The organism is Achromobacter sp. Bel, assembly GCF_012928505.1.
Lineage (GTDB): Bacteria > Pseudomonadota > Gammaproteobacteria > Burkholderiales > Burkholderiaceae_B > Achromobacter.
The window spans coordinates 1-25,945 of sequence record NZ_JABBJN010000042.1 but is presented as its reverse complement, the minus strand read 5'-3'; the positions used below and the strand labels follow the sequence as shown (position 1 = coordinate 25,945).

General features: G+C 66.1%; 21 protein-coding genes. 6 read left to right on the top strand and 15 right to left on the bottom strand.

The window, feature by feature from the left end:
- Positions 1-23: 23 nt before the first annotated feature.
- From HG262_RS22440 to hutC, 6 genes are all read right to left on the bottom strand, one after another.
- Positions 24-1,454 carry an amino acid permease gene (locus HG262_RS22440; protein ID WP_169273123.1) on the bottom strand — a complete coding sequence of 477 codons (1,431 nt, stop codon included), beginning with the start codon at positions 1,452-1,454 and terminating at the stop codon, positions 24-26.
- A gap of 118 nt (positions 1,455-1,572) precedes the next feature.
- Positions 1,573-3,102 (bottom strand): histidine ammonia-lyase, encoded by a 1,530-nt coding sequence (gene hutH / locus HG262_RS22435; protein ID WP_169273122.1) that lies wholly within the window; start codon positions 3,100-3,102, stop codon positions 1,573-1,575.
- Positions 3,103-3,146: 44 nt separating this feature from the next.
- Positions 3,147-4,559 (bottom strand): cytosine permease, encoded by a 1,413-nt coding sequence (locus HG262_RS22430; protein ID WP_169273121.1) that lies wholly within the window; start codon positions 4,557-4,559, stop codon positions 3,147-3,149.
- 118 nt (positions 4,560-4,677) lie between these two features.
- The gene (gene hutU / locus HG262_RS22425; protein ID WP_211187689.1) at positions 4,678-6,357 is read right to left on the bottom strand and encodes a urocanate hydratase; all 1,680 of its coding nucleotides are present in this window, start codon (positions 6,355-6,357) and stop codon (positions 4,678-4,680) included.
- Positions 6,358-6,647: 290 nt separating this feature from the next.
- Positions 6,648-7,250, bottom strand: coding sequence for a HutD family protein (locus HG262_RS22420; protein ID WP_169273120.1), 603 nt, complete (start codon positions 7,248-7,250; stop codon positions 6,648-6,650).
- Positions 7,247-7,990, bottom strand: coding sequence for a histidine utilization repressor (gene hutC / locus HG262_RS22415; protein ID WP_348984416.1), 744 nt, complete (start codon positions 7,988-7,990; stop codon positions 7,247-7,249). The genes HG262_RS22420 and hutC overlap by 4 nt, the downstream gene beginning before the upstream one ends.
- Positions 7,991-8,186: 196 nt before the next feature.
- Here hutC and HG262_RS22410 point away from each other — a divergent pair, with 196 nt between their 5' ends.
- From HG262_RS22410 to HG262_RS22395, 4 genes are all read left to right on the top strand, one after another.
- Entirely contained in the window at positions 8,187-8,477 is a 291-nt protein-coding gene (locus HG262_RS22410; RefSeq protein WP_169273119.1) for a metal/formaldehyde-sensitive transcriptional repressor, read from the top strand.
- Positions 8,478-8,505: 28 nt separating this feature from the next.
- A complete protein-coding gene (locus HG262_RS22405) occupies positions 8,506-9,615 on the top strand; it encodes an S-(hydroxymethyl)glutathione dehydrogenase/class III alcohol dehydrogenase (protein ID WP_169273118.1) in 1,110 nt (369 codons plus the stop codon).
- A gap of 168 nt (positions 9,616-9,783) precedes the next feature.
- Complete coding sequence (locus HG262_RS22400; RefSeq protein WP_169273117.1) at positions 9,784-11,718, top strand: 5'-nucleotidase C-terminal domain-containing protein; 1,935 nt, start codon at positions 9,784-9,786, stop codon at positions 11,716-11,718.
- Positions 11,719-11,816: 98 nt separating this feature from the next.
- Positions 11,817-12,299, top strand: a complete 483-nt coding sequence (locus HG262_RS22395; RefSeq protein WP_169273116.1) for a DUF2165 family protein — start codon at positions 11,817-11,819, stop codon at positions 12,297-12,299.
- 24 nt (positions 12,300-12,323) lie between these two features.
- Here the strand turns inward: HG262_RS22395 and HG262_RS22390 are convergent, their stop codons facing one another.
- The 4 genes from HG262_RS22390 to HG262_RS22375 form a co-directional block, all read right to left on the bottom strand.
- A complete protein-coding gene (locus HG262_RS22390; protein ID WP_169273115.1) occupies positions 12,324-13,469 on the bottom strand; it encodes a glycosyltransferase family 4 protein in 1,146 nt (381 codons plus the stop codon).
- Entirely contained in the window at positions 13,466-14,479 is a 1,014-nt protein-coding gene (locus HG262_RS22385; protein WP_169273114.1) for a hypothetical protein, read from the bottom strand. Before HG262_RS22385 ends, HG262_RS22390 begins: the two co-directional genes overlap by 4 nt.
- Before the next feature lie 315 nt (positions 14,480-14,794).
- Positions 14,795-15,628, bottom strand: coding sequence for a phytanoyl-CoA dioxygenase family protein (locus HG262_RS22380; RefSeq protein WP_169273113.1), 834 nt, complete (start codon positions 15,626-15,628; stop codon positions 14,795-14,797).
- Positions 15,629-15,644: 16 nt separating this feature from the next.
- Positions 15,645-17,048, bottom strand: a complete 1,404-nt coding sequence (locus HG262_RS22375; RefSeq protein ID WP_169273112.1) for an amino acid permease — start codon at positions 17,046-17,048, stop codon at positions 15,645-15,647.
- A gap of 157 nt (positions 17,049-17,205) precedes the next feature.
- Between HG262_RS22375 and HG262_RS22370 the strand changes: the two genes are divergently transcribed.
- Positions 17,206-18,315, top strand: coding sequence for a GTPase (locus tag HG262_RS22370; RefSeq protein ID WP_169273111.1), 1,110 nt, complete (start codon positions 17,206-17,208; stop codon positions 18,313-18,315).
- A gap of 21 nt (positions 18,316-18,336) precedes the next feature.
- Here the strand turns inward: HG262_RS22370 and HG262_RS22365 are convergent, their stop codons facing one another.
- From HG262_RS22365 to HG262_RS22345, 5 genes are read right to left on the bottom strand one after another with little or no spacing between them, the layout of a single operon-like run.
- The gene (locus tag HG262_RS22365; RefSeq protein WP_169273110.1) at positions 18,337-19,470 is read right to left on the bottom strand and encodes a serine hydrolase; all 1,134 of its coding nucleotides are present in this window, start codon (positions 19,468-19,470) and stop codon (positions 18,337-18,339) included.
- 57 nt (positions 19,471-19,527) lie between these two features.
- On the bottom strand, positions 19,528-21,291 hold the full coding sequence (locus tag HG262_RS22360; RefSeq protein WP_348984417.1) for an ABC transporter ATP-binding protein: 1,764 nt from the start codon (positions 21,289-21,291) through the stop codon (positions 19,528-19,530).
- A 44-nt stretch (positions 21,292-21,335) separates the two neighbouring features.
- On the bottom strand, positions 21,336-22,862 hold the full coding sequence (locus HG262_RS22355) for an aldehyde dehydrogenase family protein (RefSeq protein ID WP_169273109.1): 1,527 nt from the start codon (positions 22,860-22,862) through the stop codon (positions 21,336-21,338).
- 14 nt (positions 22,863-22,876) lie between these two features.
- Positions 22,877-24,232 carry an FAD-binding oxidoreductase gene (locus tag HG262_RS22350; RefSeq protein ID WP_169273108.1) on the bottom strand — a complete coding sequence of 452 codons (1,356 nt, stop codon included), beginning with the start codon at positions 24,230-24,232 and terminating at the stop codon, positions 22,877-22,879.
- Positions 24,219-24,632: a Rid family hydrolase gene (locus HG262_RS22345; protein WP_169273107.1), complete on the bottom strand. Its 414-nt coding sequence runs from the start codon at positions 24,630-24,632 to the stop codon at positions 24,219-24,221. Before HG262_RS22345 ends, HG262_RS22350 begins: the two co-directional genes overlap by 14 nt.
- 341 nt (positions 24,633-24,973) lie before the next feature.
- On the opposite strand from HG262_RS22345, the gene HG262_RS22340 reads away from it, so the two are divergent.
- Positions 24,974-25,945: FAD-dependent oxidoreductase (locus HG262_RS22340; RefSeq protein ID WP_169273106.1), on the top strand; the 972-nt coding region annotated here is incomplete at its 3' end.

Genomic DNA, 25,945 nt, shown 5'->3' with positions numbered 1-25,945 from the left:
ACCATTCTCCTGAAAATCGCCCATCAATCTGAACCCTGTTCCACCGGCACCGGAATGCCGCCCGAGGGCCGCTTGGGATGCACCCACATGCGGTACGCCACGCACAACAGCGCGATCCACACCACGCCCACCCCAAGCGCCGCCTGCGTCCGCGGGAAATAGCCCAGCACCCCGAACACGAAAAGCATGAACACAATTGCCGCGATCGGCCCCATGGGCCAGAACGGCACCGGGAACTTCAGCGCGGCCACGGCCTCCGGGCTCATCTTGCGCCGCATCGCCACTTGCGACAACAGGATCATCAACCAGACCCAAACCGTGGCGAAGGTGGCGATCGAGGCGATCAGCACGAACACGCCTTCGGGGATCAGGTAATTCAGCACCACGCCCAGCAGCAGCGCCGCCGACATCACCACGACGGTCATCCACGGCACGCCGTTGCGCGATACCGCCCCGAAGCCGCGCGGCGCCTGGCCCTGCTGCGCCATGCCATACAACATGCGGCCCGCGCCGAAAATGTCGCTGTTGATCGCCGACACCGCCGCCGATATGACCACGATGTTGAGGATCGTGGCCGCCGAATTGATACCCAGGCTGTCGAAGATCTGCACGAAGGGGCTGCCTTTGCTGCCGATCTGCGTCCACGGGAAAATCGACATCAGCACGAACAGCGTCAGCACATAGAACAGCAGGATACGCAGAGGCACCGCATTGATGGCGCGCGGCAGGGTACGGCCGGGGTCCTTCGCCTCGCCCGCGGTGATGCCGATGATCTCGATGCCGCCGAACGCGAACACGACCACCGCCAGCGACGCGATCAATCCGCCCACGCCATTAGGCATGAAGCCACCGTGCTCCCACAGGTTATGCACGCCGGTCGCCGCGCTGTCCCCATTCAGTCCCAAACCGAACAGCATGATGCCCAACCCGCCCACGATCATCGCGATGATGGCGCCCACCTTCAGCAGCGACAGCCAAAACTCCAGTTCGCCAAACACCTTGACCGAACACAGGTTGATGGCGCCGATGAAGCACACAATGGACAGCACCCAGATCCAGCGCGGCACGTCGGGATACCAGAAGCCCATGTACAGCCCGAAGGCCGTGATGTCGGCCAGGCAGACGATGATCATCTCGAAGGCGTAGGTCCAACCCGTCAGGAAACCCGCGACAGGTCCGAGGTAACTGGTGGCGTACTGCCCGAACGACCCCGACACTGGGTTGTGCACCGCCATTTCGCCCAGGGCGCGCATCACCATGTAAACGGCGGCGCCAGCGATCAGGTAGGCCAGCAGCACGGACGGGCCGGCCTCCTGGATGGCCTTGGCCGACCCGTAGAACAGCCCGGTCCCGATCGCGGACCCCAGGGCCATGAAGCGGATGTGCCGGGCGTTGAGCCCACGTTTCAGGTCCTGCGTTTTTTCCCCTGGTTGTGCCTGTCTTTGTGCCTGCATTCCTGTCTCCATACACTTGTAATAGGCGAGCGCCGTCAACCGCCCGGCGCGCGCCATCTGCGGGCGCTGTCACAAGGCGTGAAGCCATCGCGGCCCAATCGGGGCCGCGTCATGGGATTTAAAGGCTGGGCAGCAGGCCTGCCGGCATCAGGCCGTTCAGGACTTGCGCGGCGATCAGGCCGCTGGCGGCGGCGATGTCCGGCGCGAAGAAGCGGTCTTCTTCGTAATGCGGCACCTGTTCGCGCAGGGCGCGCCGCGCCTGCTCAAGCTGGGGCGAGGTCTTCAACCCTTCCCGGAAATCCAGGCCCTGGCAGGCGCCCAGCCATTCGATCGCCAGGATGTCGCGCACGTTTTCGGCCATTGCCCACAGTCGCTTGCCGGCGTTGGGCGCCATCGACACGTGGTCTTCCTGGTTGGCGGACGTGGGCATGCTGTCCACGCTGGCGGGATGCGCCAGCGCCTTGTTGTCGCTGGCCAGCGCCGCCGCCGTCACCTGGGCGATCATGAAGCCTGAATTGACGCCGCCCTTGGCCACCAGGAACGGCGGCAGCTGAGACATGTGCTTGTCCATCATCAGCGCGATGCGCCGTTCCGACAACGCACCGATTTCGGCCAGCGCCAGCGCCAGGTTGTCGGCCACCATCGCCACGGGTTCGGCATGGAAGTTGCCGCCCGAGATCACGTCGCCCTCGTCCACGAACACCAACGGGTTGTCCGACACGGCGTTGGATTCAATTTGCAGCACCTGCGCGGCATGGCGGATCTGCGTCAGGCAGGCGCCCATGACCTGGGGCTGGCAGCGCAGGGAGTAGGGATCCTGCACTTTCTCGCAATCCGCGTGCGAGTGGCCGACCTCGCTGTCGTTGTCCAGCAGCGCGCGGTAGACGGTCGCCACGTCGATCTGCCCGAGCTGGCCGCGCGCGGCGTGGATGCGAGCGTCGAACGGCACGCGCGAGCCCAGCATCGCCTCCACGCTGAGGCTGCCGCACACAAGACCCGCGGCCATCATGTCCTCGGCCTCGAACAGCCCGCGCAAGGCATACGCGGTGGATACCTGCGTGCCGTTCAGCAACGCCAGCCCTTCCTTGGCCGCCAGCGTCAACGGCGCCAGGCCCGCGCGGGCCAGCGCGTCTTTGGCGCTCAGCCATTCGCCCTGGTGGCGGGCGCGGCTTTCGCCCAGCAACACCATCGACATATGTGCCAGGGGCGCCAGGTCACCGGAGGCGCCCACCGAGCCCTTCAGGGGAATGTGCGGATAGACCTCGGCGTTCACCAGCGCGATCAGGCTGTCGATCACGTGGCGCCGGATGCCGGAGTAGCCCCGCGCCAGGCTGTTGATCTTCAGCACCATGATCAGGCGGACCATGGCGTCATCCAGCGCCTCGCCCACGCCGGCGGCGTGCGAGCGCACCAGTGAGGTTTGCAGCGCCTCCAGGTCTTCGCGGGCAATCTTGGTGGACGCCAGCAGGCCGAAACCCGTATTGATGCCATAGACAGTGCGGCCCTCGGCGATGATGCGCTCGACGGTCGCCACGCTGGCGTCGATGGCGCCGCCCGCCTCGGGATCCAGCGTCACGCGGACCGGCTGCTGGTACACGCGTCGCAGGTCCGACAGCGTCAAATGGCCGGGTTTCAAATGCAAATCCATTGTGGGTCTCCTGTGCCGGTTGCCGGCGTCATGCAATGTCGTTGTCATGCCAGCTTTTCCGCCGGCTCGTTGAGGACGGGCCGCGCGTCGCGGCGCGCGAACAGGTAATAAAGGATGCTGGGGACGATCAGGCCGATGATCCACGAGATATCGACGCCGCCCAGCCGCTCGACCATCGGCCCCGTGTAGAGTTTGGTGGAGATGAAGGGCATCTGCACCAGCACGCCGAAGGCGTAGACCAGGATGCCCGGCAGGTTCCAGCGCCCGTAGCGCCCGTTGGGGTCCGACAGCGCCGCCACGTCATACTGCCCGCGGTTTACGAAGTAGTAGTCCACCAGGTTCACCGCGCTCCAGGGCACGAAGAACGCCAGCAGGAACAGGATGAAGGACTTGAACGCATTCAGGAAGGAATGCTGGCCGATCAACGCCACCGCCGTCGCCGCCGCCACGATCAGCACCACGGCGATCGCCCGCTGCCGGCGCGTGATCTGCACCTGGCCCCGAAAGCCACTGGCAATGGTGGCGATGCACATGAAGCTGCCGTAGGAATTCAACGTGGAGATCGTGATCTTGCCGAAGGCAATGCTGAAGTACAGCAGCGCTGCCATCGTACCGGTGCCGCCCAGGCCCACGATATAGGCGACTTCGCGGCCCGCGAACTGGCCCGCGGCCATCGCGGCGGCCAGCACGCCCAGCACCATCGCGATCTGCGCGCCCACCACCGATCCCAATCCGACTGCCAGGAACGTCTTCGTGGAAGAGGTGGCGCTGGGCAGATAGCGCGAGTAGTCCGCCACGTAGGGGCCGTAGGCAATCTGCCAAGACGCCGCCAGCGAGACCGCCAGCAGGAACGAGCTCCAGCTGAAATGCCGGATCTGCAGCAACTGGCCCACGTCGCCCACCGCCATCACGCGGCTGAACAGGTAGACGAACGCGATGATGCCAAAGACCGTCGCGATCCGTCCGATGATGTGGATCACCCGGTAGCCGAACAGGGTGGCGGCGATGATCACTGCCGCGAAGATCAGGATGCCCGTGGTGTCGCTGACGCCGAACAGCTGGCCTAGCGCCTGCCCCGACAACACGGTGCCCGTGGCCGTGAAGCCCAGGTACATCAGGCACACCAGCACGATGGGTATCGCCGCGCCGTAGACGCCGAACTGCACCCGGCTGGAGATCATCTGCGGCAAGCCCAGCTTGGGGCCCTGCGCCGCGTGCAGCGCCATGACGCCGCCGCCCAGGACCTGCCCGATGAACAGCCCGATCAACGACCAGAACACGTCGCCCCCCAGCACCACGGCCAGCGCGCCGGTGACGATGGCGGTGATCTGGAGGTTGGCACCCATCCAGAGCGTGAACTGGCTGTACAGCTTGCCATGCCGCTCGGATTCGGGGATGTAGTCGATCGAACGCCGCTCGATCAGAGGCGCCTGTACCGCTTCACAGTCTTGAGCCATCGCATTGCCTCGAATGTGGCGGGGGAGCGGCGTCATGCCGACACGATCCCCGCGCGAGAGTGTTGATTTAGCAGCCTGCCGACAGCCAGAATGGCTTCGGCGGCAGGCCGGCAGCCGACTAGCGCTTACCGGTCACCATGGGCAGGTTCAGGCCCTGCTCCCTGGCGCATTCGATCGCAATGTCATAGCCCGCATCCGCATGGCGCATGACGCCTGTGCCGGGGTCGTTGGCCAGCACGCGAGCGATGCGCTCGGCGGCTTCGTCCGTGCCGTCGCACACGATGACCATGCCGGAATGCTGCGAGAAGCCCATGCCCACGCCGCCGCCATGATGCAGCGACACCCACGTCGCGCCGCTGGCGGTGTTCAAGAGCGCGTTCAGCAACGGCCAGTCGGACACCGCGTCCGAGCCGTCGCGCATGGATTCGGTTTCGCGGTTGGGACTGGCGACGGAGCCGGAATCCAGGTGATCGCGGCCGATGACGATGGGCGCGGACAGTTCGCCGGAACGGACCATTTCATTGAACGCCAGGCCCAGCTTGGCGCGTTGGCCCAGCCCCACCCAGCAGATGCGCGCCGGCAGGCCCTGGAAGCTGATGCGTTCACGCGCCATGCTCAGCCAGTGGTGCAGGTGCGCGTCGTCGGGGATCAGTTCCTTGACCTTGGCGTCGGTCTTGTAGATGTCTTGGGGGTCCCCCGACAGCGCGGCCCAGCGGAACGGGCCCACGCCGCGGCAGAACAACGGCCGGATGTAGGCGGGCACGAAACCCGGGAAGTCGAACGCGTCCGCCACGCCTTCTTCCTTGGCCATCTGGCGGATATTGTTGCCATAGTCGAAGGTGGGAACGCCCTGGCGCTGGAAAGCCAGCATGGCTTTCACATGCACCGCCATCGATTGCTTGGCGGCCTTGATGACGGCGGCCGGCTCACGCTTGGCGCGTTCGCGGTAGTCCTGCCACGTCCACCCCAAGGGCAGGTAACCGTTCAGCGGATCATGCGCGCTGGTCTGGTCGGTGACCATGTCCGGGCGCACGCCGCGGCGCACCAGTTCGGGCAGGATTTCGGCGGCGTTGCCGCACAGCGCGATGGAAACGGCGCGGCCTTCCTTCGTGTACTTGGCGATGCGAGCCAGCGCGTCGTCCAGGTTATCGGCCTGCTCGTCCACATAGCGCGTGCGCAGGCGGAAGTCGATGCTGGCCTGCTGGCATTCGATGTTCAGCGACGAAGCACCCGCCAACGTGGCGGCCAGCGGCTGCGCGCCGCCCATGCCGCCCAGGCCCGCGGTCAGCACCCACCGGCCCGCAAGGTTGCCGCCGTAGTGCTGGCGGCCTGCCTCGACGAAGGTTTCATAGGTGCCTTGCACAATGCCCTGGCTACCGATGTAGATCCAGCTGCCGGCGGTCATCTGGCCATACATGGCCAGGCCCTTGGCGTCCAGCTCGTTGAAGTGTTCCCAGGTGGCCCAGTGCGGCACCAGGTTCGAGTTGGCGATCAGCACGCGCGGCGCATTGGCGTGGGTTTTGAACACGCCCACCGGCTTGCCCGATTGCACCAGCAGCGTCTCGTCATCGTTCAGGTTCGTGAGCGACTCGACGATCTTGTCGTAGCAGTCCCAATTGCGGGCCGCGCGGCCGATGCCGCCGTAGACCACCAGTTCCTTGGGGTTCTCGGCCACGTCCGGGTCGAGGTTGTTCATCAGCATGCGAAGCGGGGCTTCGGTCAGCCAGCTCTTGGCGGTCAGCTTATTGCCGCGCGGGGCGCGGATGACAACGTCGCGGTATCGGTTCGAGTGGTCCAAGAGGTTCTCCTTGATCGGTTCAGTTGCGCGCCTTTCGCAGGCGGGTCGGCTGTCTGCATCATAGGATGCCTATGCTTGTATATACAAGACAGGTAGACTGAAATATTCGTCAGGGATTTCCCCTATCGGCAGCGCGTCTGCGGCCAGGGCAACGCGCCATGTGGGCGGCGGAAAAAATGCTGCCCGGAGGCGGCAGAAAAAAAGCTGCCCGGAGGCGGCAGAGAAAAAGCTGCCCGGAGGCGACAGAAAAAAAAAGCCGCCCGGAGGCGGCTTAGGGGACCCGGCGGCGATCAGCCCGCGCGCGGCAGCAGCTCGATCACGCAGGCGTCCAAGGGGGCCGCGCCTTCCAGACGATACGCGGCCAAGCCTTCCTGCCCCTCGACGTGCAGGCAGTCATAGCGCGACGGCAGCGTGTGCACCGCAGCATCGACGCCTACCGACATCGCATCGCCCGCGTTCAGTACCAGCACGCTGGGCGCGGCGCTATGGAAAGTCCACGATCCCGCGCCCGTCACCCATTGCAGCCGGGCATGCATGCGCGCCGGCGCGTAAATCAGGTTGAAGTCGCGGATCGCGCCATCCAGCAGGCGGCACTGCACCTGCGCGTCGCCCGAAAACGCATAGGCCTGGCGCGGCGCCAGCGGCGCTTGTTCGCGCCCGTCCACGGTCAGCTGGATGCCCCGGCCTTCCAGTACGGTGATGATGCGCTGATACCCGGTAAACGCCGAAAAGCCGCCGTCCTGGGCCACATCGGCGATGGACAGGCGCCAGTCGAACGCGGCGGTGCTGCCGCCGGGATTGCAGGCCACTTCCTGCGTGATGCCCGCGCCGTTGCGCCACGGCATGCGCGGGTAGTCGGCGGCGCGGTAGAGGCGGACGTCAGCTTGCTTCATGACGTGAACTTGCCTTCCAGACGGTGCCGCGACCCGGGGTGGATCAGACGGGCGAGCGTGACTGCGCGGTCGCCGGACCACGTGCGGCGGCTGATCAACAGGCAGGGCTCCTCGCGTTCGATCTGCAGCAGCTGGCATTCTCGGGGCTTGGCCAGAATGGCCTCGACCACGTGCTCGCCTTCGCTCAGCGGCGCGACGCGGGTCAGGTATTCATACGGCGTGCTTTGCGTGAAGTCCTGCTTCAGATAGTCGGGCGCCAGACGCACATTCACATAGCGGTCTTCCAGCTGGATCGGGATGTCGTCTTCGTAGTGCACGATGATCGAGTGATAGACAGGCTGCCCCGCGCGGATCTCCAGCGCCAACGCCTGTTCGGCGCCCGCCGCCTCTTCGGCCAGACGCACCACGCGGCTGTGATGGCGGTGGCTGCGCGCCGCGATTTCGTCGGCAATGTTGTTGACGGCAAACAGCGCCGACCGCGCCTTGGGCTGCGCCACGAACGTCCCCACCCCCTGCATGCGCACCAGCAGCCCTTCGGAGGTCAGTTCGCGCAGCGCGCGGTTGATCGTCATGCGGCTGAATCCCAGTTCATCGACCAGTTCGCTTTCCGACGGGACGCGGTAGTGCGCCGGCCAGGCGCCGCTGCGGATCTGCTGCGCGATCATCTGCTTGACCTGCGCATAAAGCGGGGCGGGAAGGGCATTGGCCTGAACGGGCAATCGGGGAGGGGTGGAGGCCACGGGAATTCCTGTTGTGCGCCGCAAGACTGCGGAAATCGATCAGGATCAAGTATAGACAGGTACAGGTGTCTGGCGCACCGACGGCGCGGCGAAAGGCCGGCCAGACCCCGCGCCAGCCCCGGCCGGACACTCGGCAGTGGACGGGCGCCGTCGGATTGCCTATACTCCCCCCCTGTATCGTTTTTCGGAGCCTGCCGTGCCGCATTCGCCGGAAGAGAAAAAGCGTGTCGTCACCCGCCTGCGCCGCATCCAGGGGCAGGCGTTAGCATTGGAACGCGCGGTAAACGTTGGCACGGAGTGCGGCGCCCTGCTGCAGCAGCTGGCCGCCTTGCGCGGCGCCGCCACCGGTCTGATGGCCGAAGTGCTGGAAAGCCATCTTCGGGAGACCTTCCTGCAATCCGCCCAGGGCGGGCCGCAACACGCCACGATCGATGCCGCAGCCGAGGTCGATCAGCTAATGCGCATCGTCCGTTCCTATTTGAAGTAAGCCCCCCCGACATTCGTGGAGTAACGCTATGAAATCACGCGCAGCAGTCGCATTCGGACCCGGCAAGCCGCTGGAAATCGTTGAAATCGACGTCGCGCCGCCGCAGCGCGGTGAAGTGCTGGTGCAGATCACGCACACCGGCGTCTGTCACACCGACGCCTTCACGCTGAGCGGCGACGATCCCGAAGGTCTGTTTCCCGCCGTGCTGGGCCATGAAGGCGCCGGCATCGTCGTGGAAGTCGGCGAGGGCGTCACGTCCTTGAAGCCGGGCGACCACGTCATCCCGCTGTACACGGCCGAATGCCGCGAGTGCAAGTTCTGCCTGTCCGGCAAGACCAACCTGTGCCAGAAAGTGCGCGCCACGCAGGGCAAGGGCGTCATGCCCGACGGTACCTCGCGCTTCAGCTACGAAGGCAAGCCGCTGTACCACTACATGGGCTGCTCGACGTTCAGCGAATATTCCGTGGTCAACGAGATCTCGCTGGCCAAGATCAACCCGGCCGCCCCGCACGAAAAGGTCTGCCTGCTGGGGTGCGGCGTGACGACCGGCCTGGGCGCCGTGCACAACACCGCGAAGGTCAAGGAAGGCGACACGGTCGCCGTGTTCGGCCTGGGCGGCATCGGCCTGGCCGTGATCCAGGGCGCCGTGCAGGCCAAGGCCGGCCGCATCATCGCCGTGGACACCAACCCGAACAAGTTCGTGCTGGCAAGCGCCATGGGCGCCACCGACTGCATCAACCCCAAAGACTACGACAAGCCCATCCAGGACGTCATCGTCGAACTCACGGACGGCGGCGTGGATTTCTCGTTCGAGTGCATCGGCAACGTGCACGTGATGCGCGCCGCGCTGGAATGCTGTCACAAGGGCTGGGGCGAAAGCATCATCATCGGCGTGGCCGGCGCCGGCCAGGAAATCAGCACCCGTCCGTTCCAGCTGGTCACCGGCCGAGTCTGGCGCGGTTCGGCCTTCGGTGGCGTGAAGGGCCGCACGCAGCTGCCGGGCATGGTCGAAGACGCCATGAGCGGCAAGATCGACCTTGACCCGTTCGTGACGCACACGCTGCCGCTGGAACGCATCAACGAAGCCTTCGACCTGATGCATGATGGCAAGTCGATCCGCACCGTGATCCACTTCTAAGCCCGCCTGTTCGGGCGGTACTCGGCAGGCCCGGTGCATTGCGCCGGGCCTGCTTTTTTCATGACAGGAACAAGACAACGCCGTCGGTGCGCATGACAGTCCTGTCATTCATCCTGACGTCATCTTACGCCGCAACCATTCGCCTTCGCATAACGAGGGATCACACGAATGATTACGTGGAAGAGGAATGCGGGCGCCGCGATGCTGAGCGCCCTGTTGCTGGCCGGTTGCGGCGGCAGCGATGACGACGACGATACGTCCAACCCGACGCCGGAACCGCCCGCGCCGGAGCAGCCGGCCCCTGGCCGGCCGATGGAGCTGACGATCCTGCACATCAACGATCACCACTCCAATCTGGACAGCAAGAAGAAAGACCTGAAGCTCAAGAACGCCACCGGCGCGGCCGTGGCCGTGAACGTGGAAGTCGGTGGTTTTCCCCGCGTGACCGGCGCCTTCAACGCGCTCTCCGCGCAGTCGGCCAACGTGCTGAAACTGCACGCGGGCGACGCCAATACCGGCACGCTGTACTTCAACCGCGCGGGTGAAGCCGGCGAGGCGGATGCGGCCATGATGAACACGGTGTGCTTTGATGCGATGACGCTCGGCAACCATGAGTTCGACAAGGGCGACAGCGGCTTGAAGCGCTTCATCGACCTGCTGCATGCCGGTGCATGCCAGACGCCACTCTTAAGCGCCAACGTCACATTCGCCGCCGCGTCGGCGTTGAACCCGTCGCGCGCGCCCGGCCTGGTCAAGCCTTCCATCGTGCTGCAGCGCGACGGCCAGCCCATCGGCATCGTGGGCTTGACGATCGCCAACAAGACGCAGCAGTCGTCCAGCCCGGACGCCGGCACGCTGTTCTCGGACGAAACGGCGGCAGCGCAGGCGCAGATCGATGAACTGCGCGCCAAAGGCATAAACAAGATCGTGGTGATGAGCCACATCGGCTACGACTACGACAAGCAGATCATCCCCAACCTGAGCGGCGTGGACGTGGTGGTCGGCGGCGATTCCCACACCCTGCTGGGCCCGGACACGATGACGGCCTATGGCGTGGGTTCGCCCGCGGGAGCCTACCCGACCGTGCTGCAGAACAAGGACGGCAAGCGCGTGTGCCTCGCGCAGGCCTGGGAATATTCGCAAGTGGTCGGCGAACTGAAGGTCAGCTTCGACGCCAGCGGCGACGTCACGGCCTGCGCCGGCACGCCGCACGTTCTGATGGGCGACGCGTTCACGGTGGCCGGGGCCGCGCCTGCCCCCGCGGACAAGGCCGCCATCCTGGCCGACGTGGCCGCCAGTGGCTTCCTGCGCATCCAGCAACCAGACGCGCAAGCCACCCGCGTGCTGCAGCCGTTCAAGGCGCGGGTCGACGCCTTCAGCGCCAGCCAGGTTGCTTCGGTGCCGCAGGAACTGTGCTCGCGCCGCGTGCCGGGCGGCCCCGGCTCGCGCGACTACAGCCGCTCCAGCGCGGCGTGCAACACGCTGGGCAGCGTCAGCCTGCGCGGCGGCGACATCCAGCAGCTGGTGGCGCAAGCCTATCTGGAGGTCGCCAACGCCAACTACGGCGGCGCGGACATCTCGCTGCAAAGCGGCGGTGGCGTGCGCGTGCCCTTGCTGGGCAACGTGACGGCCGCCAACGTGATCGAAGTGGTGCCATTCGGCAACATGCTCTGGCGCCTGGAAGTCACGGGCGCCGAGGTCAAGAGCATGCTGGAAGACGGCATGCAGGCCGTCTACGGCCCGGGCGGTTCGACAGGCCCATACCCGTATGCCGGTGGCCTGCGCTGGGACGTCAACGCCGCGCAAGCCCAGGGCAACCGCGTGGCGAACATCGAAGTGCGGGATGCCGCCAGCGGCAACTGGCTGCCGCTGGACGCGGCCCACACCTACAAGCTGTTCGTGCTGAGCTTCAACGCCACCGGCGGCGACGGCTACAAGACGCTGGCCAACGTCCCGGCGGCGCGCCGGCAGGACATCGGCGTGCTGGATGCCGACGTGCTGCAAAGCTATATCGACAAGCAAGCCAAGGACCCGGTATCCGGCCTGCCGGTGCTGAACCTGTTGCCCGTCAGCCTGTACAGCACCAAGACCTACAGCGAATGAGCGCGGCGACCCTGACCTGACCGCAGGGTCTTTATTGCGCGAACAGGACGGCCCTCCTATTATGCAAGGAAATACTTGCATAATAGGAGGGCCGTCTTTTGAGTTCATCCACTGCCATCTGGCTGTTCCTGTCCGTCCAGGCCCTGGGGCTGGCGCTATGGCTGACGCTTGCGGCGCTGAACAACCGGCGCGATTTCCGCGGCGCGGCCGCCGCGGTCGGCGCCACGATGGCGATGCTGCCATTGACACAAGAACCGCGCATCCCCACCCCCTTGCTCACCCGCGCGCAGCGGTCACCGGGGCTGCATCGCGCGGCATTGGGGGGATTATTGCTGGTCCAGACGGCGGGCGCCGCCCTGGCCTGGGCCGGTTGCTACGCGCTGCTGATCCAGGGCGATCTGGCTGCGGCCCGCCCTTGGCTGAACGGCGCGCTGGCCGCCCTGTCCGCCTGCCTGCTGGCCATGCATCTGAGCGGCTTGTGGTTCGGTTACTGGATACGCCAGGACACGCTGCAACTGACGCACATCGCGTTGCTGCTGTGGTCGTGCCTGATGTTCCTGGCGTTCAATCTGGCCGCGTGAGTGCGCCCAAGGCCAGCCCGTCGATCAGGACGTGAGCCGCAATTGGCCGCGCGCGCCTGCCGGGCGTTCCAGGTAGACCTCTTCCGTGCGCCCCACGAACTGCGCCAGCGAGAATTCCCGCTGCGCCGTATTGCGCGCGTCGATGCCCATCTGCGCCACAAGGTCGCGGTTCTTCAGGATCTCGACCACGGTCTTCAGGACGCTGCTGACGGAATCCGGGGGCACCACCCAGCCATTGCGGCCGTCCGTGACGTTTTCGGTCAGGCCGCCCACTTTGCTGACGATGACCGGCTTGCCGGACGCCATCATTTCGCGGCAAGCGAACGAGATCGTCTCCAGCCGCGACGACAGCACGAAGCCCACGTCCAGTGCCGACAGGAAGGGGCCCACGTCTTCCAGCAGACCGGTGAACACCACCTGGTCCGTCATGCCCAGTTCGGCCACGCGCTGGCGTTGGCCGTCATCCGGTTCCTTGCCGGCGATCAGGATCACGACCTGATCGCGCAGGTAGTCGGGCAACAACGACACCGCCGCCACCATGTCCAGCCAATTCTTGTAGCTGGCGGTGCCGGCGTTGCTGCCGATCACCAGCCGACGCCGCATGGCGGCGGGCAACAGGGCGGCGCGTGCCTGCGCCGAGTCGTGCGCGCTGGCCGGCCGGAATTGCGCGGTATCGACACCGTTGTGCACGACCCGCAGATCCTCGTCGCGGAACACCGAATCCTTCATGCGGCGGAACGTGTGGCCGCAGACGCAGATGACGCGGTTGGTGCCCCATTTGGCGCGCATGCGCACGCCCAGGCTGTTTGCGGTGCGGTCGGTGTGCTGGGTCAGGACGATGAAAGGACGCTTGGCGCCCATGCCCATCGTGGCCAGCATGCACAGGCGGTGGTCGGCCGACCCGTTCACATGGATCACGTCGAACTGTTCCTTGCGCAGCAGCGCACGCAAGCGGCGCAGCGCGCTTAATTGCTGGAACGGCCGGCCCTTGAATTCCAGGTCGATCGACTGCACGCCGGGCAGGGCGTCGGCTTCGGCCAGCAGGCGGCTGCTGCGGGGCGCGGCGACGGTGATGTGCGCGCGTTGGCGCAACATGCGCGCCAGCGACATGACATACGTCGTGTGACCGCCGCCGTCGCCCTGGTGAAAGTTGGTGTAGAGAATCTTCATGATGTCAGGCCCGAGAGCAGATGCGGGGAAGGCGGAGATTCCGCCTGATTGAGCAAACAGCTCCAATGGCGTTTTTCGAATACGTCGTCGCCCAGGCGGCTGCCCGGCGACAAGTTGTAGACCTTTACCCCGCGCGCGCTCAGCAGCCGGCTGGCCTCGCGGAAGGCGGGTTCGATGTGGCCGGCGAATTGGCGGTCCAGCGCGGTGGCAAGCTGCCCGCCAGCGCTTTCGTAGAAGCGCGGCCCAGCGCTAGCGGTCAGGTCCAGCCCATGCACGTACACCGTGCGGGCACCCATCCAGGACAGCAGCTGCAGGCCGGTGTAGGCGACCGTGCCTCCGCCGAACAGCCCGCGCGCGGGGTTCAGGCTGAACCCGTGCGCATGCTGCGGATTGCGGGCGTCGAACAACACCAGTTCGGGGTCTTGCGCCAACTGCGCTTCAAGCGCTTCGGGGCTGGCACGCGCCTTCAGGGCCCGTTGGTGCACTTCTTCGAACAAGGCGAAACGGCAGCGGATGTCGTCCGCGGCGAACAGGAATGCGATCCAGCGGTACACCTCGGGCGTCACGAACAGCAGCAGGTCTTGCGACAGCACCTCGGCCACCAGATCGCGCCGCCGCTTGACGAATCCGGCGTCCAGCATCGCGTAATAGTGAAAGCGCAGCGAAGGATGCTGGCGGCGCAGCGCAATGGAACCGTTGACGCCCATGACCGCGCCCAGGCGGCATTGCGTGTAGTCGATCTGCGCGATCGACGGACCGGAAAGGACCAGGTGCGCCTCGCCTTCGATGTTGCGCGGCACGTCGTCCATCGGCAGGGTCGCGGGCCCCGTCACACCCACCAGATCGCATCCGACCAGACGTTCGCTGCCATCGCGCCGAACCTTCACCAAAGGCCACAGCGTCTCGTTGTGCCGATAGGCCCCGGCGTGCGTATAGCGGTAGAGGTATCGAAAGCCCTTGGTCAACGGGCGCGAACAGAGCAAGCGGGAAACGAGGGCAACACGGGACATGAACGGTGCCGCTGAAAGCGCGGCGAAACCTGACGAGCGGCTGATTCTACGCAGGCATTCCTGTCAAAGACGCGTTAGAAACATTTGAGATGTAACAGCATTGAGGGGGCTGTCCCGCCCCTTTTTTTGCTGGATTTTCAAGATGTTCAGCCCGCTATCCCACATTCCGGAACGAAGCGGATACCGCCCCCGGAGTTCGCACCAATCCCGTGCAAAAACACGGGTTATTACGCGTCAGCGGCGGCGGCGCGGCCTGTGCCGCCGCCGTACGTTCGATTACCTTTTGCGTCAAAACGACAGGCAAGTGACAGTCGATCACGCGGCCGGGCGCGGCCACACCACCGGAAACAGCGGATGCGCCAACGGCGCGCCGGCGGGCAGGGCTTCTGCCAGGCCCGGGAACTCGGGCGACGTACGCCAGGGACGTGGCGCGTGCCGCATATCCTCGCCCAGGAAGCGCAGCGAAAATGCGCGCCGGCGCCGGTTGCCGCCCACACCGCCCGCGGCATGCAAAGTCAGCATATGGAAAAACACGGCGTCGCCCGGTTGCAGTTCCCAGCCCAGGATCTTCCATGCCGAGCGGTCTGATTCGATGTCCGGCAGATCGGCCAGGCTCCCCTCGGGGAACCAGCGCGCCTGGTGGTCCAGGAACGTGCGCGGCATCAGCCACGGCCCCCGATGCGACCCGGCCACGAACTCCAGCGTAGACTCGCGCGCCACCGGATCCACCGGCATCCACATGCTGCAGTTTTGCTGGCCTTCCACGTTGTAGTAGGGCTGGTCCTGGTGCCAGGGCGTCGGCTGGCGCGTATTGGGTTCCTTAACCAGCAGGTGGTCGTGGTACAGACGCGCGCTTGGGCAGCCCATCAACTGCGCGGCGACCGACCCGACACGGCTGTCGAAGATGAATCGGCGGTAGTCGTCGTTTTCAGTCCAGTTGCAGAAATCCTCGAAGAACCAGCCGGGGTCGTCCGCCGTGCTGGCCACCTTGGCGCGCGGACTGGGCGCAGCCAGGTTCGACTCGATGCCGCGCGTCAACAGCGCGACTTCATCAGGGGCGAACAACTGGCGCACACAGACGGCGCCGTCTTCCTGAAACGCCTGGATCACCGAGGCGGGGAGCTCGAATTCGTGACAGTTCGACAACATGGGTCCTCCTGAGAAATCACGGACATTGAGACGACGGCAGCGAGCTGCCTGGACGGTTTGGCCTGACCCACAGCCAATACGCCACGGTCAGCAGCGCCAACCAGCCCGCGCCGACAACCAGCGCCAGGCGGGTGTCCGGAAACACGCCCAGCACGACAAAGATGAACAGCATGAAGACAATGGCGAAGATCTGCCCGTACGGCCAGAATGGCACCGGGAAACCCAACACGGCGACCTCGTCCGCCCCCAGGCCACGCCGCATGGCGACTTGCGACAGCAGGATCATCAGCCATACCCACACGACCGAGAACGTGACCATCGATGCGAAGGCCATGAACAGCTTGTCGGGCAGCAGGTAGTTCAGCACGACGCCGCCCAGCAGGGCCACGCCCATTACCAACACCGTCATCCACGGCACGCCCAGGCGCGACAGCCGTGCAAATACCTGTGGCGCCTGGCCGTTGGCCGCCATGCCGTACAGCATGCGTCCCGTGGAGAAAATGTCGCTGTTGATCGCCGAGATCACGGCCGAAATCACGACGAGGTTCAACACCGAGGCCGCGGAAGCCAGCCCCAGGTGGCTGAAAATCTGCACGAACGGGCTGCTGCTGCCGGTGATTGCGGGCCACGGAAAAATGGCCATCAGCACGGTCAGGGTCAGGACGTAGAACAGCAGGATGCGCAGGGGCACCGAGTTGATGGCCTGGGGGATCATGCGTTGGGGATCACGGGCTTCGCCGGCGGTCATGCCGATGACCTCGATGCCGCCGAACGCGAACATCACCACCGAGAACGACGCGATCATGCCCTGCAGGCCGTTCGGGAAGAAACCGCCGTGCCGCCACAGATTCGAGAACCCGGATGTGCCCGCCGCCGCGGCGCCGCCCGGTTGAATCCCAGCCAGCAGCACCCCCAGCCCCGCCACGATCATGGCGACGATGGCCACGATCTTCAGCAAGGACAGCCAAAATTCGAGTTCGCCGAAAACCCGCACCGAACACAGGTTCAGGCCGCCGATCAGGAGCACGATGCCCAGCACCCAGATCCAGCGCGGCGTGTCCGGAAACCAGAAGCTCATGTAGAGGCCGAATACGGTGACGTCAGCCAGGCACACCATCAGCATCGAGAACGCATAGCTCCAGCCCGTCAGGAATCCCAGGTAGGACCCCAGATACTGCGTGGCGTAATGGCCGAACGACCCCGACACCGGCGTTCTGACCGCCATTTCGCCTAACGCGCGCATCGTCAGGAAGATGGCGGCCCCGCCGATCAGATAGGCCAGCAGCACCGATGGCCCCGCGCGCTGGATCGCACCCGCCGACCCGTAGAACAGCCCGGTGCCGATCGCCGACCCCAACGCCATGAAACGAATATGCCGCGCGTTCAGGCCGCGCCGCAATTGCACCCCCTCCTGGTTCATGCCCCCCCCCTTTCTCTTTTGTGTGTTGAGCGCCGCCGTTGCATTGACGTGCATGGCGATCTTCCCCCACGCTGCGCGGAAAATTCGATAAGCACGCGCAAATCGGACGCATCTGATATCGTTCCCCCAACCCTCCTGGCTTTTCCGCGACTGACCGATGAACGCCCTCCGCCCCGACTCTCCCGCCCTGCAGGACGCCATCGCCGACGCCATCAGCACGGCGACCCGAGGCGCCGGCCGCGTGAATATCCTGATCGCCGGCAAGACGGGCGTGGGCAAGAGCACGCTGATCAATGCGGTATTCCGCGGCGAACTGGCCAAGACCGGCGCGGGCAAGCCCGTCACCCAGTCCACCCAGGCCTACAGCAAGCCCGGCCATCCGCTCACCATCATCGACACCCGCGGCCTGGAGGTCGGGGACTACGCGCGATCGCGCCAGCAACTGGCCGACCTGATCCAGGAACGCGCCGCGTCCGACGACCAGGACAAGCACCTGCATGTGGCCTGGCTCTGCATTCAGGACAGCAGCCACCGCGTCGAAGACGCCGAGATCGAGCTGTGCGACATGCTGGCCAACGCCGGCATCCCCGTCATCGCGGTCCTGACCAAGGCCCGCAAGAACAGCGCCTTCGTCGACGAGGCGCGCAAGCTGCTGCCGCGCGCCAAGGATGTCGTGGCGGTGCGCGCGCTGCCGGAATGGATCGAAGAGCTGGATGCCGAATTGCCGCCGATGGGGCTGGACGCGCTGATTGGGGTCACCGCCGAACTTATCCCCGAAGGCCAGCAGCGTGCCTACGCCAACGCCCTGTCCACGCGCAACAAGAAAGCCCTGGAAGTAAAAAAAAAGCGGGCTGAGATAGAGGTGAACGTCGCGGCAGGCCTGGCGGCGTCGGCCGCCGCCGCGCCCATCCCGTTCTCGGACGCGTTCGCGCTGGTGCCGATCCAGGTGGGGATGATTGCCAAGATCGGCATCACATTCGGCATGGAACTCGACACCACCGCGATCACGACGCTTGTGACATCCACGCTGGGCGCATCGGCCGCCACGCTGATCGGGCGCTCGCTCGTGTCGGGCATGCTGAAGTTCATCCCGGGCGCGGGCAGCGCGGTGGGCGGCACCATCGCCGCCACCACCGCCGGCGCCATCACCAAGCTGCTGGGCAACGCCTATGTGGCGGTGCTGTACGACTTCTGCCAGAAAAACCCCGGCAAAGACATCGACATCGGGATGATCGCGCAGGCGCTGAAACAGCGAGTCAAGCTGTAAAGCAGCTGAGCGAAACCACGGTCAGAACGCCCTGGCCAGCGCGGCGAAGAACGCGTCATCGTTGATCTCGACGCGCTTTTTGTAGCTGGGCTTGCCGCGCGCGCTCAGCACCACGGCAACCAGCCTGTGCGCCGGATTGACATGGATGAACTGGCCGTAGATGCCTTCGGCCTGAAATGCGCCCGCCAGGGCGGCGTCTTTCAGTTCCGGCACCCACCACATGTAGCCGTACGGGATCTCGGTATCGCCGATGCGGTAAGGCGAGCCTGCCTGCGCCACCCAGTCGTCGGGCAACAGGCGTTCGCCGTCCACCTGCCCGCCTTCCAGCACGAATTGCCCGAACCGCGCATAGTCACGCAAGGTCGCATTCATGCCGCTGCCCGAGATCGTCATGCCCCCGGGGCATTCCGCCCACCAGGTCGCGTCGGATTCCATGCCGATGCGCGACCACAGGCGGGATTGCAGATAATCAACCAGCCGCTGCCCGGTCGCGCCTTCCATCACCGCGCTCAGCAGATACGATTCGCCCGTGTTGTAGGCCCAAGCCTGCCCGGCGGCTTGCCGCGCCGGCAGGCTCTTCATGAAATCGCGGATGCCGCCTGGCTGCCAACGGGTCTGGATATCCAGCAACTGGCGGCGCTCGGAAGCCGGGTCGCCGTAGTCCTCGTTCCACTGCACGCCCGAGCACATGCGCAACATCTGGCGCAACGAGACCTCGCGGTAGACGCCGCCCAGCTCCGCGTACCGGGTCACCGGGTCGTCCAGCGAATCGATCAGGCCTTCTTTCAGCGCCACCCCCACCAGCGTGGCCGCCACCGACTTGGCCAGCGAACACGAGTTCCAGCGGGTTTCCGGCGAAATGCCGCGCTGGTAGGTCTCGAACGCGACCTGCCCGTCCTTCATGACCAGCAGTCCGGCCACGCCGTTGACCGCCAGATAGTCGTACAAGTCGAAGACACGCCCCTGATCCTGGATGCGCAGGCCCGGCAGCCCGCCCGGGCGCAGCGGCAGATCGCGCACACGCTGGCCGCGCGCCACGGTATCGGATGCGAACCAACCCGGGTCGCTGGACAGCGCCAGCGCCAGTTCATCGGGGAGCAGGGTGCCGTCGTAGAACCGCATCAGGTGCGATTTCAGGGCGGGAGTCATGGGCATGGCAGGTTCCGTAATCGAATTCATAGGGTGGCGGGACGACGCGCGACGCGCGCGGCCTTAGTCGTCCTGCATCACAAAGTGTCCGGGCGCGACCTCTTGGTAACGCCGTCGGGGCGGCGTGTAGCCGGGCGGGCGCAGTGTGTGCCGGATCTCGTCCTGGGCGAGGTTGCGCGGAACCCGCGGCGCGCCCGGGTCCGCCACCGGCACCGCATCCAGCAGGCGACGGGTATAGGGATGGCGCGGGTCGTAAAGCACGGCTGCGCGCGAGCCGATCTCGACGATCTCCCCCATGTACATCACCGCCACGCGATGGCTGACGCGTTCGACCACGGCCATGTCGTGCGAGATGAACAGATAGGCCAGCCCCATGTCCTGCTGCAGCTTCAGCATCAGGTTGATGACCTGCGCCTTGATGGACACGTCCAGCGCAGACACGGCCTCGTCGGCCACCAGCAACGAAGGGCCCAGCGCCAGGCTGCGCGCGATGCAGATGCGCTGCCGCTGGCCGCCCGAGAACTCCTGCGGATAACGGGCGCCGGCATCGCTGTCCAACCCCACGCAGGCCAGTAGTTCGGCGACGCGGGCGCGCAGCGCGTCGCCCTTGCAGACCTTGTTCACGATCAATGGGCTGGCCACGGCCGCCGCGACGGTCTTGCGCGGATTCAGGCTGGAGAACGGGTCCTGGAACACCATCTGCACATGGCGCGCCATGGCCCCGCGGTCGCGTCGCCCAGCCGCATGGATATCGTGGCCATTGACCCGAACGTGGCCTGAGGTCGGTGTCAGCAGGTTCATGATGCTGCGGCCGATCGTGGACTTGCCGCAGCCGGATTCACCCACCAGGGCCAGGGTTTCCCCGGGCTGCACGCGGAACGACACGTTCTCAACCGCGTGCACCATCCCGCGATCCCGCGACAGCAGACCGGCACCCAGGCGGTAGCGCATCGTCAGCCCCTGAACCTCAAGCGCGGGCGGGGCGTCCGCGCGCACGGTGTCCTCGGTCTGGACGGCCGGCGTCCTGGCCCCGGTCTGCCGGTCGATGGCCGGGAACGGCAGCGGGCGCGACACGCCCTTCATGGCGCCCAAGCGCGGCACGGCCGCCAGCAGGGCGCGGGTATAGGGTTCGGCAGGCGCATCGAAAATGCGGGCGGTGGCGCCGCATTCAATCTGTTCTCCGCCACACATCACCACCATGCGGTCCGCGACTTCCGCCACCACGCCCATATCGTGCGTGATGAACAGTACCGACATCCCGTCGTCCCGTTGCAATTCGCGGATCAGGGCCAGGATCTGCGCCTGGATCGTGACGTCCAGCGCCGTGGTCGGCTCGTCAGCGATCAGCAGCCGAGGCCGGCAAGCAAGCGCCATGGCGATCATGACGCGCTGGCGCATGCCGCCCGACAGGTGGAACGGATAGTCTTTCAGGCGCGTCGCCGCCGCCGGGATGCGCACCTTTTCCAGCAGGCGCAGCGCTTCAGCCTGCGCCGCGGCCCAGTCCAGGCCCCGGTGCAGCATCAGCGATTCGGCCACCTGGAAGCCGATCGTGCGTACCGGGTTCAGGCTGGTCATCGGCTCTTGGAAGATCATGGCGATGTCCGCGCCGCGGATCTTCCGCATGTCGCGTTCAGGCAATGCCAACAGGTCGCGCCCGTCCAGCAGGACGCTGCCGGACAGCTCCGTATCGCGCGGATTCAGCAAGCGCATGATGGACATGGCCGTCACGCTTTTCCCCGACCCCGATTCCCCCACGACCGCCAGGGTCTCGCGTGGAGCCACCTCGAAATCGAGCCCGTTGACGACCGTCTTCCACCCGCCGGGCACGCGGAATCGGGTGTGCAGGCCGGCGACGCGAAGCACGGGCGCGTTCACGCGCAGAGTCCCATCGCGGACAGGCGCAACCAGATCGTTTTGATCTGCTGATATTGCGCCATGGCCTCCAGCCCCTTGTCGCGGGCCAGCGACCCCGACCTGCGGTAGCCACCGAAGGGCGTCTTGATGTCGCCTTCCGTAAAGCCGTTGACGGCGACCGTGCCGCACTCCAGGCGGCGGGCGAAGTACATCGCACGGTCCAGGTCGCGGGTGTAGACGGTGGCATGCAGGCCGTAGTCGGTGCCATTGGCGATCTGCAACGCCTGGTCCATGCTGTCCACGGGCAGCACGCCCAGCACCGGCCCGAAGATCTCTTCGCGCGCGATGGCCATTTCCGGGCGCAGATCCGCGAACACCGTCGGGCCCAGGTAATGGCCGCGTCCGCCCGGAACGCTGGCCTCCAGGACACGGCGTGCGCCTTCCTCCACGCCTTTGGCCACATAAGCCTGCACGCGGTTGCGCTGGCCGGCGGAGATCAGCGGCCCCATGTCGGTCGCCGGATCCAGGGGATCCCCGATCACGATCTGCTTGGTGCGGGCGATGATCTTCTCCACGTAGGCGTCCTGTCGCGACCGCGCGACCAGCTGGCGCATGTTGGCCGAGCAATTCTGGCCGCCGTTCCAGAAAGCGGCCATCACGGCATTGTCGATCAGATCTTCGGTCAGGTCCGCATCGTCGAGGACGATGAAAGGACTTTTTCCGCCCATCTCCAGCCCGACCGTCTTCAGGTTGCTGGAGCCCGCGTACTGCAGGAACAACCGTCCGACATCGGTGGATCCGGTGAACGAAACGGAATCGATGTCCGGGTGCTGGCCGATCAACCGGCCCGTGGTCTCGCCCGGCCCCGTCAGCACGTTCAGCACGCCCGCCGGAATCCCCGCTTCGAGGGCCAGCGCCGCCAGGGACAGCGCGGTCAGCGACGTCTCTTCGGCCGGCTTGACGATGACGGAGCAGCCACTGGCCAGCGCCGGCGCCAACTTCCACGTCGCCATCAGCAGCGGAAAATTCCACGGCAACACCGCCGCCACGACGCCGATGGGTTCGCGCACGACCATCGCGCAGTCTTCCTGGCCGGTCGGCGCGACGTGGCCGTAGCTCTTGTCCACCAGTTCGCCGTACCACTGGAAGATGGCCGGGACTTCCTGCGTGATTTCCCGCAGGCAGTCCCGGATGGGCTTGCCGCTTTCCAGGCTTTCCATGACAGCCAGCCTGACGCCATCGCGCCGGATCAGCGCCGCCAGCTTCAGCAGCGCTTCCTTGCGCTTTTCCGGCGCGCAGCGCGACCAGGCGCCGCTGCGGAAAGACCACCGCGCCGCCGCAACCGCGCGATCCACATCCTTCTGGCCGCAATGGGCCAGCGTGCTCAGCACCGCGCCCGTGGCGGGATTGGCGGTCTCGATCAACGCGCCGTTGTCGGACGCCGACCAGTCGCCGTCAATGAAGGTGCGGTCCGGCAGACGCAGGCCGGCGGCGATGCGCTGCAATTCTGCATGGCTGGGAGGGATCAGGGCGGTATCGGACATCATTGCTCCGGGTATCAGATGGCCGCGTAGGGGCGCGAATACGCCCCCCGCAGGAAACGGTCGGCCGAGAACGGCGCCAGGTCGGTCTTGGGTTCGGCGCCGCGGGCCAGCGCGGCGAGCGTGCTGCCCACTGCCGGGCCCAGCCCGAAGCCATGCCCCGAGAAGCCCGTGGCGATGATCAGGCCGGTGGCCGGCCAGGCCGCGTCGATCACGGGTAGCGCGTCCGGCATCACATCGATGTTTCCGGCCCAGGACTTCAAGATTTCAACCGGCGGCATGGCTGCGAACAATTGCGCGAACCGCTTGCGGTTGTCGCGCACGCGGTGCGTGTTGGGCGCGATCTCCGGATCGCGGGGCTTGATCGCCCAATCCGACTTCGGGACCGACAGCCGGGTGTACAGGTCGTTGACGAAGGGCTTTCCCAACCGGAAGGAAAAGCCCTTGTGGTTGCGCACCACTTCACGCAGGAAGTAGCGCGACGCGCGCAAGGAGTCCAGCGTCAGGTCGATATCCGTGCCGGCATCCGTGGCGATAATGCAGGAACCGTCGGGACGCTGGCGCAGGCCCAGCCCGTACCCGACAAAGCAAGGCAGGCCCAGGGCGGGCAGCGGCGCCGTCAGCGATACCGTGCTGCGCACGACTTTCTGGGGCAATTGGACATCCAGCCCCTGCAGCAGGCGGAAGGTCTGCGCGCCCGCCGCGCAGATGACGATGGGCGCGCGCACCGGGCCGTGCTCGGTTTGCACGCCCCGCACGCTGCCGCCCGCGACGTCCAGGGCGCTGACGCCGCAATCTTCTTGCACCACCGCGCCGGCGCTCACGGCCGCCCGGGCGAATGCCAGGGTCGCCAGCGTGGGCTCGGCCTGGCCGTCCGATTCGGCGATGATGCCGCCTTCTGTGCGCGGCGACACCAGCGGGAACCGCGCCGCCACCTCGTCGGCGCTCAGCATCCGCGTATCGCTGACACGGCTGCCCGCCTCGGCCAGCCAGGCCTCGTAGGCCCCCCGCTCAGCCGGGTCCGCGCACAGGAACAGGCAGCCGCTGCGGGTCCAGCCCGTCTCGTGGCCCAGCTCCGCCCGCAGTCCGGGCCAAAGCGACAGGGCCTGGGCGGCCAGGGCAAGTTCGGCCGGATCGCGGTACAGCGACCGCACGAAACCCCAATTGCGCCCCGACTGCTGCGAGGCGATGCGGTTCTTTTCCAGCAGCACCACTTTCAAGTTGGCGCGGGCCAGGTACCAGGCGGCGCTGCAGCCCATGATGCCGCCGCCGATGATGACGACATCGGCCGCGGCGGGCAACGGTTCGGTCCGGTCCAGCAGGCGCGACACCGCGTCCGCCGGTGCGTGGCGCAACAGGCTAAGCGGCGGCATCGACAATGGCGTCCATATCGATTTCGACCCGGATGGCGGGATCGAACAAGCCGGCTTGCACGGTCGTGCAAGCGGGATCCACGCCGCGGAACGCCTCCGCGTACACGTCCATGACGGCGTCGTAGTCTTCGGGCCGGGCGATGTAGATCCGCACCCGGACCACATCTCGCAGCGACGCGCCCGCCTGTTCGAAAGCGAATCGGGCATTGCGCACGATCTGCTCCGTCTGCGCCCGGGCGCCATCGGCCAGCACGTCGGCAACATAGTCGTAGCCCGTCGTGCCGGACAGGCGGACATGGCCGTTGAGCGCGACGGCGCGCGCATAGCTGTAAGTGCGTTCATACTCGCTGCCCGAGTAGATGGCTTGCCGGCCGCTGCGTTGACGCGTGTTGTCGTTCATGTCGGTTTTCATCCAGGAGTGCTTCATTGGCGAGCAGGATCGCGCAAAAGGCGTTGCGCCGTCGATGTCAAAAAATCGAGGGCTGGATGCAATTAATAGAACGACGGCGGACGGCAGGCGTGGCTGGGCACCACAGCGGGGCGCCCAGCGGTCATGGTTTTCCCGTAGCGTTTTCCTTCGCGCTTGGGCAAGCCCGGACCCGGTGCAGATTATTGCGGTTTCGATTCCATTTATTCGACTCGACACTGTCGAAGGCGTTGAGATTCAATCGGGTCATTCCGGGAACAGCCCGGCGCCGCGGCGCAGAACCAGCGGCTTTCCAGACGAAAGGGGAACACAGGATGCACGTGGATGTTGTCATTGTCGGCGGTGGGATCTCGGGCGCGGCGGCCGCCTACTTCCTGTCCCAGGCCGGGAAGGTCGCGCTGATCGAACAGGAACCGCATTTCGGGTTCCATAGTTCGGGCCGCACCGCCGGCCAGTTCACCGTCGGCATTTCGGCCGACCAGATGCGCGCCATGGCCGCTGCCAGCCGGGCGTTCTTCCAGACCCCGCCGGCGGGCTTCGCCGACCTTCCCCTGATCGAGCAGCGCGGCAGCCTCACGTTGGGCCGCCACGGCCAGAAAGCCGTGCTGGACAAGCTGCACGCGCGTATCGGGCAAGCGGGCGGCCGCGCCGAATGGGTGGACCGTGAACAGGCCATGGCGCTGTTTCCCGCGCTGCTGGCCGACAAGTTCGACCTGGGCGTCCATGAAACCGATGCGCAGGACATCGACGTCAACACCCTGCTTCAGGCCTATCTGAAAGGCGCCAAGCGCAACGGCGCGGTGCTGGCGACGAATGCGCCGGTGCAGGGCATCGAGCGCCACGAAGGCAAATGGCGCGTCCGCACGCAGGACGAGGACTACACCGCCGACGTGATCGTCAACGCCGCAGGCGGCTGGGCCGATGCCGTCGCCCGCATGGCGGGCGTGGCCCCCGTGGGCATCACGCCGTACAAGCGCACCGCCTTTACCTTCCCTTTGCTACGGGGCTCGGAAGGCGCGCGCTGGCCGCATGTGTGCAATGCGGACTACCAGTGGTACGTCAAGCCCGAACACGGCTGCTTCATGGGGTCGCCCGCCGATGCGCAGCCGGTCGCCCCCGGCGAGGTCTATCCGGACGAACTGGACGTGGCGCAGGGCATCTACAACATCGAACAGGAAACGGCGCTGCGCGTCCCGCGCCCCATCAGCGTCTGGGCGGGCGTGCGCAGCTACGTGCGCGACCGCAACCCGGTCTGCGGCGCGCGCGCCGACAGCCCCGGCTTCATC

Excerpts from the sequence above, each read along its gene's own strand:
- HG262_RS22385 (WP_169273114.1), bottom strand. The coding sequence starts at position 14,479 with ATGTCCCGTGTTGCCCTCGTTTCCCGCTTGCTCTGTTCGCGCCCGTTG.
- HG262_RS22380 (WP_169273113.1), bottom strand. The coding sequence starts at position 15,628 with ATGTTGTCGAACTGTCACGAATTCGAGCTCCCCGCCTCGGTGATCCAG.
- HG262_RS22400 (WP_169273117.1), top strand. The coding sequence starts at position 9,784 with ATGATTACGTGGAAGAGGAATGCGGGCGCCGCGATGCTGAGCGCCCTG.
- HG262_RS22440 (WP_169273123.1), bottom strand. The coding sequence starts at position 1,454 with ATGCAGGCACAAAGACAGGCACAACCAGGGGAAAAAACGCAGGACCTG.
- HG262_RS22420 (WP_169273120.1), bottom strand. The coding sequence starts at position 7,250 with ATGAAGCAAGCTGACGTCCGCCTCTACCGCGCCGCCGACTACCCGCGC.
- hutH (WP_169273122.1), bottom strand. The coding sequence starts at position 3,102 with ATGGATTTGCATTTGAAACCCGGCCATTTGACGCTGTCGGACCTGCGA.
- HG262_RS22390 (WP_169273115.1), bottom strand. The coding sequence starts at position 13,469 with ATGAAGATTCTCTACACCAACTTTCACCAGGGCGACGGCGGCGGTCAC.
- HG262_RS22430 (WP_169273121.1), bottom strand. The coding sequence starts at position 4,559 with ATGGCTCAAGACTGTGAAGCGGTACAGGCGCCTCTGATCGAGCGGCGT.
- HG262_RS22405 (WP_169273118.1), top strand. The coding sequence starts at position 8,506 with ATGAAATCACGCGCAGCAGTCGCATTCGGACCCGGCAAGCCGCTGGAA.
- HG262_RS22375 (WP_169273112.1), bottom strand. The coding sequence starts at position 17,048 with ATGAACCAGGAGGGGGTGCAATTGCGGCGCGGCCTGAACGCGCGGCAT.
- HG262_RS22345 (WP_169273107.1), bottom strand. The coding sequence starts at position 24,632 with ATGAACGACAACACGCGTCAACGCAGCGGCCGGCAAGCCATCTACTCG.
- HG262_RS22365 (WP_169273110.1), bottom strand. The coding sequence starts at position 19,470 with ATGCCCATGACTCCCGCCCTGAAATCGCACCTGATGCGGTTCTACGAC.
- HG262_RS22370 (WP_169273111.1), top strand. The coding sequence starts at position 17,206 with ATGAACGCCCTCCGCCCCGACTCTCCCGCCCTGCAGGACGCCATCGCC.
- HG262_RS22350 (WP_169273108.1), bottom strand. The coding sequence starts at position 24,232 with ATGCCGCCGCTTAGCCTGTTGCGCCACGCACCGGCGGACGCGGTGTCG.
- HG262_RS22355 (WP_169273109.1), bottom strand. The coding sequence starts at position 22,862 with ATGTCCGATACCGCCCTGATCCCTCCCAGCCATGCAGAATTGCAGCGC.